Origin of the sequence: Streptomyces tricolor, from assembly GCF_002155905.1 — a bacterium.
GTDB lineage: Bacteria > Actinomycetota > Actinomycetes > Streptomycetales > Streptomycetaceae > Streptomyces > Streptomyces tricolor.
Map to the genome: position 1 here is coordinate 1 of NZ_MUMF01000558.1, position 13,673 is coordinate 13,673.

Annotated in this window: 10 protein-coding genes; 2 read left to right on the plus strand and 8 right to left on the minus strand. The window is 71.5% G+C overall.

The window, feature by feature from the left end; genetic code table 11:
* Positions 1-97: 97 nt before the first annotated feature.
* Positions 98-2,908, minus strand: a complete 2,811-nt coding sequence (gene secA, locus CCN44_RS33370) for a preprotein translocase subunit SecA (protein WP_086702007.1) — start codon at positions 2,906-2,908, stop codon at positions 98-100.
* Positions 2,909-3,161: 253 nt separating this feature from the next.
* Here secA and CCN44_RS33375 point away from each other — a divergent pair, with 253 nt between their 5' ends.
* Positions 3,162-3,731, plus strand: a complete 570-nt coding sequence (locus CCN44_RS33375; protein ID WP_059249855.1) for a GNAT family N-acetyltransferase — start codon at positions 3,162-3,164, stop codon at positions 3,729-3,731.
* Positions 3,732-3,817: 86 nt separating this feature from the next.
* Positions 3,818-4,993, plus strand: coding sequence for a winged helix-turn-helix domain-containing protein (locus CCN44_RS33380; protein WP_086702010.1), 1,176 nt, complete (start codon positions 3,818-3,820; stop codon positions 4,991-4,993).
* A gap of 29 nt (positions 4,994-5,022) precedes the next feature.
* Here CCN44_RS33380 and CCN44_RS33385 read toward each other — a convergent pair whose 3' ends face one another.
* From CCN44_RS33385 to mtnA, 7 genes are all read right to left on the minus strand, one after another.
* On the minus strand, positions 5,023-5,769 hold the full coding sequence (locus CCN44_RS33385) for a response regulator (RefSeq protein WP_059249857.1): 747 nt from the start codon (positions 5,767-5,769) through the stop codon (positions 5,023-5,025).
* 203 nt (positions 5,770-5,972) lie between these two features.
* The gene (hpf, locus tag CCN44_RS33390; RefSeq protein ID WP_391043941.1) at positions 5,973-6,665 is read right to left on the minus strand and encodes a ribosome hibernation-promoting factor, HPF/YfiA family; all 693 of its coding nucleotides are present in this window, start codon (positions 6,663-6,665) and stop codon (positions 5,973-5,975) included.
* Positions 6,666-6,977: 312 nt separating this feature from the next.
* Positions 6,978-7,865, minus strand: coding sequence for a ComF family protein (locus tag CCN44_RS33395; protein ID WP_237482373.1), 888 nt, complete (start codon positions 7,863-7,865; stop codon positions 6,978-6,980).
* Positions 7,866-7,940: 75 nt separating this feature from the next.
* Positions 7,941-9,773, minus strand: coding sequence for an LpqB family beta-propeller domain-containing protein (locus CCN44_RS33400; RefSeq protein ID WP_189397183.1), 1,833 nt, complete (start codon positions 9,771-9,773; stop codon positions 7,941-7,943).
* Positions 9,763-11,859 carry an MtrAB system histidine kinase MtrB gene (gene mtrB, locus CCN44_RS33405; RefSeq protein WP_208639888.1) on the minus strand — a complete coding sequence of 699 codons (2,097 nt, stop codon included), beginning with the start codon at positions 11,857-11,859 and terminating at the stop codon, positions 9,763-9,765. Before mtrB ends, CCN44_RS33400 begins: the two co-directional genes overlap by 11 nt.
* 1 nt (position 11,860) lies before the next feature.
* Positions 11,861-12,550 carry a two-component system response regulator MtrA gene (gene mtrA / locus CCN44_RS33410; RefSeq protein ID WP_187279108.1) on the minus strand — a complete coding sequence of 230 codons (690 nt, stop codon included), beginning with the start codon at positions 12,548-12,550 and terminating at the stop codon, positions 11,861-11,863.
* A 117-nt stretch (positions 12,551-12,667) separates the two neighbouring features.
* The coding region (mtnA, locus tag CCN44_RS33415; RefSeq protein ID WP_086702014.1) for an S-methyl-5-thioribose-1-phosphate isomerase at positions 12,668-13,673 on the minus strand (1,006 nt) is incomplete at its 5' end.

A 13,673-nucleotide genomic window follows, 5' to 3' on the forward strand; every position in this document is an offset into this window, starting at 1 on the left:
CGCAGCCGCGCGGCTGCGGGCAGTCGTGCCGCCGGGGCGGCACGGGCAAGGGCCGGGCTCCCCAAAGGAACCCGGCCCTTCTCCGAACGCGCTGGACCTACTTCTTCCGGCGCCGGCCGCCCTTGGCCTGCCGCCGCCGCTCGGCCCGCGTCAACCCGTCCGACTCGGACCGCACCGGCTCCTCGTCCTCCAGGTCGCGCTCGACGATGCCGCCCTCACCGTCCACCGTCGGCGCGGAGAAGTGCAGATCCCGCCGCTGCGGGACGTCCAGTCCCTTCGCGCGGATCTCGGGACGCGCGCCGGCCTGCGCGGGCACCGTGTCCTGAACGCCCTCGCCCACCGGCTGGGCCTCCTCGACCGGGACCTCCTCGACCTGCTGCTCGACCTGGACCTCCAGGTTGAACAGGTAGCCGACGGACTCCTCCTTGATGCCGTCCATCATGGCGCTGAACATGTCGAAGCCCTCGCGCTGGTACTCGACCAGCGGGTCCTTCTGCGCCATCGCGCGCAGGCCGATGCCCTCCTGGAGGTAGTCCATCTCGTAGAGGTGCTCGCGCCACTTGCGGTCCAGGACCGACAGCACGACCCGGCGCTCCAGCTCACGCATGATCTCGGAGCCGAGCTGCGCCTCGCGGGCCTCGTACTGCTCGTGGATGTCCTCCTTGATGGACTCCGCGATGAACTCGGCGGTCAGACCGGCCCGGTCGCCGGCCGCCTCCTCCAGCTCCTCGATGGTGATCTTCACCGGGTACAGCTGCCGGAAGGCGCCCCACAGCCGGTCCAGGTCCCAGTCCTCGGGGAAGCCCTCGGCGGTCTCCGCGGCGACGTACGCCTCGATCGTGTCGTCCATGAAGTGCCGGATCTGCTCGTGCAGGTCCTCGCCCTCCAGGACGCGCCGGCGCTCGCCGTAGATGACCTCGCGCTGCCGGTTGAGCACCTCGTCGTACTTCAGGACGTTCTTACGGGTCTCGAAGTTCTGCGTCTCGACCTGCGACTGCGCGGACGCGATCGCGCGCGTGACCATCTTGTTCTCGATCGGCACGTCGTCGGGCACGTTGGCCATCGACATCACGCGCTCCACCATCTGGGCCTTGAACAGGCGCATCAGGTCGTCGCCGAGGGAGAGGTAGAAGCGGGACTCGCCCGGGTCGCCCTGACGGCCGGAACGGCCGCGCAGCTGGTTGTCGATCCGCCGCGACTCGTGCCGCTCGGTGCCCAGGACGTAGAGGCCGCCGAGCCGCTCGACCTCCTCCTTCTCCGCCTTGACGGCCTGCTCGGCCTTCTCCAGGGCGGCGGGCAGGGCCGCGGCCCACTCCTCGATGTGCTCCTCGGGGTCGAGGCCGCGCTGGCGCAGCTCCGCCTCGGCGAGGTCCTCGGGGTTGCCGCCGAGCTTGATGTCCGTACCACGGCCGGCCATGTTGGTGGCCACCGTCACGGCGCCCTTGCGGCCGGCCTGGGCGACGATCTGCGCCTCGCGCTCGTGGTGCTTGGCGTTCAGCACCTCGTGCTGGATGCCGCGCTTGCTGAGCTGCTGCGAGAGGTACTCCGACTTCTCGACGGAGGTCGTGCCGACGAGGATCGGCTGGCCCTTCTCGTGCTTCTCGGCGATGTCGTCCACGACCGCCTCGAACTTGGCCACCTCGGTGCGGTAGATCAGGTCCGACTGGTCCTTGCGGATCATCGGCTTGTTGGTCGGGATCGGGACCACGCCGAGCTTGTAGATCTGGTGGAACTCGGCGGCCTCGGTCATCGCCGTACCGGTCATGCCGGAGAGCTTCTTGTAGAGGCGGAAGAAGTTCTGCAGGGTGATCGTGGCGAGCGTCTGGTTCTCGTCCTTGATGTCCACCCCTTCCTTCGCCTCGATCGCCTGGTGCATGCCCTCGTTGTAGCGGCGGCCGGCGAGGATACGGCCGGTGTGCTCGTCGACGATCATGACCTCGCCGTCGATGACGACGTAGTCCTTGTCGCGCTTGAACAGTTCCTTGGCCTTGATGGCGTTGTTCAGGTAGCCGACGAGGGGGGTGTTCACCGACTCGTAGAGGTTGTCGATGCCCAGCCAGTCCTCGACCTTGCTGACGCCGGACTCGTGGATGGCGACCGTGCGCTTCTTCTCGTCGACGTCGTAGTCGCCGGTCTCCTCGATGCCCTTGAGCGGGTTGCCGGCCTCGCCGCGCTTGAGGCGCGTGACCAGCTTGGCGAAGTCGCCGTACCACTTGGTGGCCTGGTCGGCCGGGCCGGAGATGATCAGCGGCGTACGGGCCTCGTCGATGAGGATGGAGTCGACCTCGTCCACGATGGCGAAGTTGTGGCCGCGCTGCACCAGTTCGTCCTTCGACCACGCCATGTTGTCGCGCAGGTAGTCGAAGCCGAACTCGTTGTTCGTGCCGTAGGTGATGTCGCACGCGTACTGCTCGCGGCGCTGGGCCGGCGTCATGTTGGCCAGGATGCAGCCGACGCTCAGGCCCAGGAACTTGTGGACGCGGCCCATCATCTCGGAGTCGCGCTCGGCCAGGTAGTCGTTGACCGTGATGAGGTGGACGCCGTCGCCGGACAGGGCGTTCAGATACGCGGGCAGCGTGCCGACGAGGGTCTTGCCCTCACCGGTCTTCATCTCGGCCACATAGCCGAGGTGGAGGGCGGCGCCGCCCATCAGCTGCACGTCGTAGTGCCGCTGGCCGAGGACGCGCTTGGCGGCCTCGCGCACCGTGGCGAACGCCTCGGGGAGCAGGTCGTCCAGGCTCTCACCGTCGGTGTACCGCTGCTTGTACTCCGCGGTGAGGGCCCGCAGCTCGGCGTCGGAGAGGTCGACGAAGTCCTCTTCGATGGAGTTGACCTGGTCCGCGATGCGGTGCAGCTTGCGCAGGATCTTGCCTTCGCCTGCACGCATGATCTTCGAGAGGACGGACACGGGGGCTGGTCTCCTTGCCGGTCGGGCCTGGGACGGTCGGTTTTCCTTCTGACGTACTGAGCAACGGCCATCGTATGCGAGGACCCGGCTGCGCCGGGAGGCCTGGCGGCCCGACGGCTGCTTCATCCAGGACAACGGACGGGGCATCCGGATAGTGCCGCATCGAAGCAGGGAATTACGCGAAATGCGATCACTCGCTCACACAGCGCGAAAATGCATGGCTCCGGACGAGTGTCCCGAGCAGAATCGGGCGATGGAACCCGTCACGCTCACCACGGACCGTCTCCTGCTGCGCCCGGTAGGCCCCGCCGACACGGACGCGGTGTACCAGGCCGCACAGGACCCCGACATCCAGCGCTGGACGACGATCCCCTCCCCTTATCTGCCGGAACACGCGATCTCCTTCACGGAGCAGATCGTCCCCGAGGGCTGGGCGCAGGGGTCGATGTTCACCTTCGGCGTCTTCCTGACCGGCGGGGAGCTGGCCGGCATGCTCGCCCTGACGATGCGCTCGCTGGGCACGGCCGAGATCGGCTTCTGGGCGGCCAAGGAGCACCGCGGCCGCGGGTATGTCGGGGAGGCCGCCCTCGCCGCCTGCCGGTGGGTGTTCACCGAGGTCGGGGTCGACCGTGTCGAATGGCGGGCCGAGGTCGGCAACCACGCCTCCCGCGCAGTGGCGGAGCGCGCGGGGTTCACCGTCGAGGGCACGCTGCGTTCCGCCATCAACAACAAGGGGGTGCGCCGCGACTGCTGGGTCGGCTCCCTGCTCCCCTCGGACCTGGGCCTGCCCTCCACGGCCCCGTACCTGCCCGCGCGTTCCTGAGCCCGTCCTCCCGGACGCCGTCCCGGAGTCCCCGTGAACGCGCAGGTCGCCGCGGCCTGTCAGTGGCACCCTCTATCGTCCGAGGCATGACGACCCTGCCGCGCCCCACGACCACACTGACCGCGGACGACGCCCGCCGTATCGCCCTGCGGGCCCAGGGCCTGCTCGGCGCACCCGACCGGCGCGCGGGTGTCCGCGGCGTGCTGCGCCACCTCGGAGCCGTCCAGCTCGACACGATCTCGGTCCTCGCCCGCTCCCACGAACTGGTGCCGTACGCCCGGCTGGGCGCGGTCGGCCGCCAGACCGTGGAGGCCGCGTACTGGACGGACGTCCACGCCTTCGAGTACTGGTCGCACGCGGCCTGCATCCTCCCCATCGAGGAGTGGCCGCACTTCGCCTTCCGCCGCCGCGCCTACCGCGCCCGCCCGCACTGGCACCACGAGCTCCCCGACGGCGCCTACGACCAGGTCATCAAGCAGCTCCGCGCGGAGGGCCCGCTGACCGCCACGGAGCTGGGCGGCGCGAAGAAGACGAACGACTGGTGGGACTGGTCGAACACGAAGGTCGCCGTGGAGCGGGCGCTGATGTACGGCGAGGTGGTGTGCGTGGAGCGGCGCGGCTGGAAGCGGGTGTACGACCTCGCCGAGCGCGCGGTCCCGGACGCGCTGCTGCACGACGAGTTGGACGACACCGAGTGCCTGCGCCGTCTGGTCCGGCTGGCGGGCGAGTCGCTCGGGGTCGGCACGCGCGCGGACATCGCCGACTACCACCGTCTCAAGGGCGAGCAGGTCGACGCGGTGATCGCGGACTCGGGTCTGGTGCCGGTCGAGGTCGAGGGCTGGGGCAAGCCGGCCTGGGCGGACCCGGCGGCCCTGGCGACGCCGCCGCGGGGACGGCACCGCACCACGCTGCTGTCGCCGTTCGACTCGCTGATCTGGGAGCGGGCGCGCACGGAACGGATCTTCGGCTTCACCCACCGGCTGGAGGCGTACGTCCCGAAGCCCAAGCGGATCCACGGGTACTTCGCGATGCCGGTGCTCGCGGGCGGTCGGCTGGTCGGGCGTGTCGACCCGGCCCGGGAGGGACGCACGCTGGTGGCCAAGCAGGTCACCCTGGACGGCCCGAAGGCGGTCCCGGCGGTCGCCCAGGCCCTGGTCGAGGCGGCGACCTGGGTGAACTGCACGAACGTCCGCGTGGAGCGCGTGGACGCCCCCGAGCTGCGCGAGCCCCTCACCAGGGAACTCGCCGGCCTTCTCGGCTAGCCGCCGACGCGTCTCGCCGGCGGGTCTCGCTAGCGGATCTCCAGGATCTTCTCGCGCATCGCGTAGACCACGGCCTCCATCCGGGAGTGCAGCTGCAGTTTCTCCAGGATGTTGCGGACGTGGTTCTTCACGGTGTTCTCGGAGATGAACAACTCCTTGGCGATGTCCCGGTTGTTCATGCCCGTGGCGACGAGTTTGAGGACCTCCAGCTCCCGGTCGGTCAGCCGGGGCGCGGGCACCAGCCGGCGCTCGTCGGTCCGCTGGATCATCGACTTGAACTCGGTGAGGAGCTTCGACGCCATCGACGGGCTGATCTGCGACTGCCCGTCGGCCACCGCGCGAATGGCGGTGGCCACCTCGTCGGTCGAGATCTCCTTGAGGAGGTATCCGGTCGCGCCCGCCTTGATCGCGTCGTAGAGGTCGGCCTCCTCGTCGCTGATCGTCAGCATGATGATCTTCGCGCTGGGGGCGACCTCCTTGATGGAGGTGCAGGCCTCGATGCCACCGCGCTTGGGCATGCGGACGTCCATCAGCACGATGTCGGGCAGCAGGTCGGCGGCCTTGTCGACGGCCTCGGCCCCGTCGCCCGCCTCGCCGACGACCTGGATGTCCTCCTCGGCCGCGAGCACGATCTCCAGGCCGCGCCGGAAGAGGGCATGGTCGTCCACGACCAGGACTCTGATCGGCTCCTTGCGTGACGGGCCCGCATCCGGGCCCATGCCGATGACATCGTCGTCGGCGTCCCCGTCCCGCATCGGTCCGAAGGTGTCCGCCATCGTTCCTCCCCCTGAAGGCTGTGGCCTGTGGTCCTGTGCCATCGCCAACCCAAGGCAGCGGCCCACCGGTTGGGCCGGTGCGGCCATGATTTCATGCCTGGACGGCACCGGGGTGACGTGCGGGGCGCGAAGTGGTCGCACACCGGTGCCCCTGGGGGCGCACACACGCTCCAGGGGCACCGGCTCAGCTTCAGCCGGGTGGGTCAGCCGCCCAGCGTGCCACCCGCCGCGGGGTTCTGCGCCTCGGCGACCATCGGGTCCGTGCTGAGATGGATCACGCCGTAGTCGTAGGCGTGTCGCCGGTAGACGACGCTCGGTTCCTTCGTCTCGGAGTCGACGAACAAGTAGAAGTCGTGGCCGACCAGTTCCATCTCGTACAGGGCCTGGTCGAGGCTCATCGGGGAGGCGACGTGGGTCTTCTCGCGGACGACCAGGGGGCCTTCGCCCTTGACCTCCAACGAGCCGATCTTCTTGGTCGGCACTCCGTCCGTCTCCTCCTCCTGGACGGGGAGGCCGTTGCCGTTCAGGGTCGCCGCGCCCGGGACGTGGTCGGGGACCTCCGCCGCCGAGATCCGGCGCGCGCCACGGCGCGAGAACCGCTTGTCGTGCTGCTTGCGCAGCCGGGCGTCCAGCTTCTCCGCCGCCAGGTCGAGTGCCGCGTACGGGTCGCTGGCCGCTGCCTCCGCCCGGATCACCGGACCGCGGGAGCGGAGCGTGATCTCCACTCGGTCACAGCGGTCGGCCTGACGGGGGTTCGGCTCCTTGGACACCTCGACGTCGAGGCTGATCACCTTGGCATCGAGCCTCTGGATCTTCTCCAGCTTCAGCTTCTCGGCCACGTGCTTGCGGAACCGCTCGGGCACCTCGGTCTTGCGGCCTTTGACGACGATGTCCACGCAGAACTCCGTTCCCGGATCGCTCCGCTCCATCGGCGGAGCATCTCCCTTTTGCACCAGGTCCGGTGATCACCGGACCTCGGACTCGGTGACTTCCACCTCCTCCTCCCCCATGGGCGAGAGCTCCACCCCACCGGCGCGGGTGATTCGCATAAACCCGCAGCACGGCATTCGGATATGTGAGGCGTGGCCTGCGCCTTTCCTCACACCCGAACATATCTCGCCCGGACGGATGTCGTCACCCTCTACTGCGGCGTACCTCCGTTCAGGTGAATTGGCCGTCTCACTACCTGCAACGATGCAGGTCGGCGGTCAGTTCCTGTTTATTTCGAAAGAATCGCACGGAGCGGCGATCACCGCGGCATGCTGCACCCGGCCGAGGGTGTTCACGGCCGCCTTTTCCGGTGCACTGTGCACCCACTCTCTCCTCTCCCGGTGTGCACCGGTCCGTCGTTCCTCCCTACCTTCCCGAGTTATGGCCTCATACACGGCCGTTCCGCCGCCGGGACGGGATACGGCCGCCTCCCGCAGGGCCCGCGCCGCCTCGGCGAGAGTGGCGCCCGTCGTCATCAGGTCGTCGACGAGCACGACGCGGCCCGCGCCGAGCAGCCGGCCGCCGCCCGGGGTCACCTCCAGCGCCCCGGCGACGTTCTCCAGACGCCGCCGCGCGTCCAGCCCCGCCTGGTCCGCCACGGCCCGCCGCTGGCGCAGCACGGCCGTCACCCGGGCCGGCGTCCCCGTGCGCCGCAGCTCCCCGGCCGCCGCGAACGCCATCCGCCGCACCGGATCGTGCCCGCGCGCCCGCACGGCCCAGCGTGCGGAGGGAACGGGGACCAGCAGCACGGGCCCGCGCCCCGGCACCCCGGCCGGCCCTGCACCGGCGCCGCCTTCGCCGAGGCCCACCCGAACGGCTCCCGCCAGCGCGGCGCCGAGCACCCCGGCGAGGGCCAGCGCGCCCCGCTCCTTGTGGGCGAGCAGCAGCGCCCGCACCTCCGCGGCGTACGGAGCCACCGCGTGCACCACCGGCAGCCCGGCCGGCTCCGGCACCGGCCGCACCCGCCGGGGCACCCCCGCGTCCAGCGTGGCCCGGCAACGCGGACACAGCGCCGTACGAGGTGCACCGCAGCCCGCGCAGTCGGCCGGCAGCACCAGGTCGGTGAGGTCCTGCCACCACCCCCGCATGACCACCACTGTGCCCATGCCCCGGCCGGACGGCCACCCCTGTGGAAAACCCCCTGTGGACAACTCGGAGCGTCCGCCCGGGCGGCCCGGCCGTCAGCCCGGATAGACCGGCGCCGTCCCGTCCTTGTCGACCTTCTGCCACTGCGCCCCGGACGGCAGCCGTACGATCCCGTCCTCCGAGTAGGCCACCAGCGGCACCCGCTCGTCCTCGGCCGCGGCGATCGCCTTGACGCTGGTGAGCGCGCCCGGAGCCGGGCCGTCGAGCGTGGAGCCGTCGACCTGGACGTACCGCATCTGCTGCACGCCGCCCTGCTCCTGGCCCACGACGAGCAGCCTGCTGTCCCCGGCCCAGGAGATGGCGCTGACCTGCTCCAGGTCCGGTGCCGCCGACCGCAGCCCGTCGACCGAGGTGCCCTGGCCGGTCCCGCCGTCGCGCTGGATCCGGCCGATGAACAGGGACTGCTTGCCGTCCTTCGCCACGACCAGCGCGATCCGTGTGCCGTCCGCGGCCACCCGGGCGTCCTCGATCCGGCCCGGCAGGTCGGGAACGGCGACCTGCTCCGGTTTCCCGACGCCCTGGTCCAGGACGAACAGCCGCGGCCGGTTCGGGTCCCGGTCGGCCACCCACAGGTCGCCACGGGCGTCCCAGCTCGGGGTGGTCAACCGGTCCTCGGGGGTCGGTCCGGCGCTGGTGACCTGCGGCTCGCCGAGCGCACCGCCCGACGCCAGCGACGTCACGTACAGCGACCTGCCCTCGTCACCGACGCCGGCCGCGGTGTGCTCGTCCCGCGACACCGCCACCGACTGCAACCCCCTGCCGCCCTCGCCCAGCGGCCCCGGCACCGGAACGGACCCGGTGCCGGTGCTCCCGGCCTGCATCCGTACCACCCGGCGCTTGCCGTCGAGGAAGTACAGGTACTCGGGGCGCTTGGCGGACCCGTGCCAGGCGGTGGACTCGGCGCGCTCCTCGGTCAGTTCGCACAGCCGGTCGCCGCCGGCCCCGCGCAGTTCGACGGACTCCAGCGTCGGCGCCAGGTTCCGCAGCGTGAACAGCACCTGCGTCGCCATCTCGGTGCACTTGCTCGCCGCGACCTGGGACGCCTTGAGGTTCAGCGGCACCGCCAGCTTGTTCTGGTCGTCCGGTGCCAGCCCGGACGCGCCCTTCTGCAACGCGGTACCGGTCGGGAAGCTGGACCGGACCACCGGCCCCAGCCAGGCGGTGGGCCCGTTCAGCAGCGAGCGGACCATCTGGGTCATCGGGTCGACCTTGCTGCGCACGAACACCGGATCGGCGACCGCCACCGGCTGCCCGCCCGCCCCGACCGCCGCGTTGGAGGCGAAGTAGTACTTGTCGACGGACGTGTAGTTCCGCTGGAAGTCCGACTTGCCCATGACGACGCCGTCGGGCAGCCCGTCGATGCGCCACTGCCCGCTCTTGGCGTCCTTCGTCAGGTGCAGCTTCTTGCGGTAGGTGCCGTCGGCCGGCTGGTAGGCCTGCTGCGCGTCGACCGTGGCGACCCGGGCACCGGCCAGCAGGCAGGTGACGCTGTTGGTCTCCTCCCGGCCGCCCGGGCGGCAGTCGGTCTCGATGGTCGGCCCGTTCGCGAGGACGGTGGTCGACCGCTCCGGCCGCCAGCTGCGCGCCGCGTCGGCCGTCAGGTACTTGCGGGCCGTGTCGTACTCCGGGTCGTCGCTGGTCAGGGCCTCCAGGAAGCCCTGCATGATCTCGCCCGGACCGGCGCCGTCGGCCGGCGGCATGGCGAACACCCGGACCCCGGTGTCCTGCCGCGGCGTGGACTCCACGTCCCGCAGGTCCCCGCTGTCGGGCATCGAGGCGCACCCGGCCAGCAGTACGACCCCCAAGGCGGCGGACGCCACCGCGCGCCCCGGCCGCCGCCGTGCGCCCCCCGTGCGGTCAGCGGCCACGAAATGCCTCCCCTGGCTCGGTCGAGTCCTGCGGCGTGGCCGCCTCCGGCCGGTCCGCGCCCCCCTCGGGCGCCGCGGGTGCGCCGGGCCGGTCGCCCGGACGCCGGACGCCACCGGTGGGCCGGGGCACCACGCGCGCGCCGTTGCCGTTGCCGGGCAGGGCGGTCGGGTCGACGGCCGGGGTGGCGGCCGGCCGCGGCGCGATCGGCGTCCTCGGCGGCAGCGCGGGCGCCTGGGCACCGGCCTGCTGCACCGGAACGGTCGCCCGCTTCTCCCCGCCCCCGCGGGACGCGCCGGCGTCGTCCAGGCCGCGGTTGCGCCGCGAGTCCTTGGGCTCCAGCGGTATCGGCGATCCCCGCAGCGGCTCGTCGGCGGTCCTGGGCAGCGTCAGCCGGAACTGCGAACCGCCGCCCGGCTCGCCCCAGGCCTGCAGCCAGCCGCCGTGCAGCCGCGCGTCCTCCAGGGCGATCGACAGCCCGAGGCCGGTGCCGCCGGTGGTACGCGCGCGTGCCGGGTCGGCCCGCCAGAAGCGGCTGAAGACCCGCGTCGCCTCGCCGGGCTTCAGGCCGACGCCGTAGTCGCGCACCGCGACGGCCACGGCCCCGCCCGCCGCGGCGAGCTTGACCACGACGTCCTTGCCCTCGCCGTGCTCGACGGCGTTGACGACGAGGTTGCGCAGGACGCGCTCCACCCGCCGGGCGTCCGCCTCGGCGACGACGGGCTGCTGGTCGCCGAACACCCGTATCCGCGTGCCCTTGCGCTCGGCCAGCGGCTCGGCACCGCTCACCACCCGCCGGACGACCTCCCTGAGGTCGATCGGCTCGGCCTCCAGCGCCGCCGCGCCCGCGTCGAAGCGGCTGATCTCCAGCAGGTCCGCGAGCAGCGACTCGAACCGGTCCAGCTGGTCGGCGAGCAGCTCGGCCGACCGCGCGGTCACCGGGTCGAAGTCCTCACGCGCCTCATGGATGACGTCCGCGGCCATCCGGACGGTGGTCAGCGGGGTGCGCAGCTCGTGCGAGACGTCGGAGACGAACCGCCGCTGCATCCGCGACAGATCCTCCAGCTGCTGGATCTTGACCTGGAGGTTCTGCGCCATCTTGTTGAATGCCTCGCCCAAACGGGCGATGTCGTCCTCGCCGGTGACCTTCATCCGCTCCTGCAGCCGCCCGGCGGACAGCCGCTCCGCGATCCCGGCCGCCATCCGCACCGGCGTGACGACCTGCCGCACCACCAGCCACGCGATGGCTCCGAGCAGGACGACGACGAACAGCCCGGCCGTGGCGAGGGTGCCCTTGACCAGGCTCAGGGACTTCTCCTCCTGCGTGAGCGGGAAGAGGTAGTACAGCTCGTACGGGCGGCCGTTGGGGTCGTTGACCTGCTTGCCGATGGCGAGCCCCGGCTGGGACTCCTTGCCGCCGTAGTAGATGATCCGCGTGTTGCTCTGGACAGCCGTCGTGCCGCTGTTGACCCGCTCGCGCAGGGCCGCGGGCACGCTGGAGGTCGGGTTGACGTTCCCGGAGCCGCGCGGGCTGCGTCCGCCGCCGCTGTCGTCGCCCACGGGCAGCGTCACCACGTCGAAGGCGCCCGCGCCACCGCTGGACAGCGACTCCACGAGGTCGCTCATCCACGGGATGACGTTCTGGGACTGCCGCCCGTCCGCGGTCGACGTGCCGTCACCGGTCGCCGCACCGGTGCCGCTGGCCGCCTCGTCGGCCTTCTGCTTGGCCACCGCGAACCCGCCCGTGGCCTGGCTCTGGGACGCCTTCACCTTCGCGTCGAGCAAGCCGTTGCGCACCTGCCCGATCACGACGAAACCCAGCAGCAGGACGACACCCAGCGACATCACCAGGGTGGTGGCGACGACCCTGAGCTGGATGTTGCGCCGCCACAGCCGCATCACCGGCAGCAGCGGACGCCGCACCCAGCGCAGGAACAGCCGCAGCACCGGGCTGCCCTGGACGCCGCCCTCGAGCAGCCCGTTGTCGAACAGAGCCCGGAAGCGCGCACCCGCCGCCGGCCGGCCGACAGGCCGCCCCGGACGGGCCCCGGAACCGCCGGGAGCCGAAGCGGCGCTGTCCCCGGACATGTCAGCTCGGCCCGGCCTTGTAACCGACACCACGGACGGTCACCACGATCTCCGGCCGCTCCGGGTCCTTCTCGACCTTGGACCGCAGCCGCTGGACGTGCACGTTGACGAGACGGGTGTCGGCCGCGTGCCGGTAGCCCCACACCTGCTCGAGCAGCACCTCGCGGGTGAACACCTGCCACGGCTTGCGCGCGAGCGCGACCAGCAGGTCGAACTCCAGCGGGGTCAGCGCGATCGACTGCCCGTCCCGCTTCACCGAGTGCCCGGCGACATCGATGACCAGGTCACCGATGGTGAGCTGCTCCGGCGCCGGCTCCTCGGACCTGCGCAGCCGCGCCCGGATCCGGGCCACCAGCTCCTTCGGCTTGAACGGCTTGACGATGTAGTCGTCGGCGCCCGACTCCAGGCCCACCACGACGTCGACGGTGTCGCTCTTGGCCGTGAGCATCACGATCGGCACCCCGGACTCCGCCCGGATCAGCCGGCACACCTCGATACCGTCCCGCCCGGGCAGCATCAGGTCGAGCAGCACCAGGTCGGGCTTGGACTCACGGAAAGCGGCCAGCGCCTTGTCGCCGTCGGCTACGAAAGACGGCTCAAAACCTTCACCACGCAGCACGATGCCGAGCATCTCGGCCAGTGCGGTGTCGTCGTCGACGACAAGGACTCGTCCCTTCATAAACGACATCATCCCATTCTCATAACAGCGACAGGCGCCCTGGTGAGGGAGGTCACTGGCCCGTGACGATAGTCGTAGGGAACGGTCACTGTCTGCCCCCGTCCGCCGACGTCGACGCCGCTACGGCTCTCACCCCACGGCCGGCGGAGCCCCGGCCGCGGGCCCGGCGCACATCTGCGCAAGCGCCTCGGGCGTCACGGGGGACACCGCCCCCTCCTCGGTGACGATGGCCGTCACCAACTCGGGCGGCGTCACGTCGAACGCCGGGTTGTACGCCTGCGTCCCCAGCGGGGCCACCGGAACCCCGCCGCCCGGACCCGTCACCGGCACCTGCGGCGCCATGACCTCGGTGACCTCGAAGCCGGCACGCTGCTCGACCTCGATGGACGCACCGTCGGGCGTGTCCAGGTCGACCGTCGTCACCGGCGCCACCACGATGAACGGCACATGGTGGTACCGGGCGAGCACGGCGAGCGGATAGCTCCCCACCTTGTTCGCCACCGAACCGTCGGCCGCGATCCGGTCCGCCCCGATCAGCACCGCGTCCACCTCACCCGCCGCGAACAGGGAACCCGCCGCGTTGTCGGTGAGCAGGCTGTACGCCATGCCGCTGCGGGCCGCCTCGTACGCCGTCAGACGCGCGCCCTGCAGCAGCGGACGCGTTTCGTCCACCCACAGCCGCCGCAGCCGGCCCGCCCGGTGCGCCGAGAGGGCCACCGCGAAGGCCGTGCCCTCCCCGCCCGACACCAGCGCCCCGGTGTTGCAGTGCGTCAGGATCCGGTGCCCGCCACCGGGCAGCAGCTCGTCCAGCAGCGCCAGACCGTGCGCCGCCATCCGGGCACTGGCCTCGGCGTCCTCCCGGTGCAGCACCCGCGCCGCGTCCAGCGCCGCCACGGCGCCGGCGGTGGGATCACCGGTCCGGGCCAGCGCCGCCTGGTACGCGGCCTCGGCCCGGCGCACCCCGACGGCCAGGTTCACCGCGGTGGGCCTGGCTCCCTCCAGTGCCCGCGCCGCCTCGGCCACGTCGAAGCCGCGCGCGGCGGCGAGCGCGACGCCGTACGCCCCCGCGATCCCGAGCAGCGGCGCCCCGCGCACGGCGAGCGAACGGATCGCCTCCACCAGCGCCGCCGCGTCC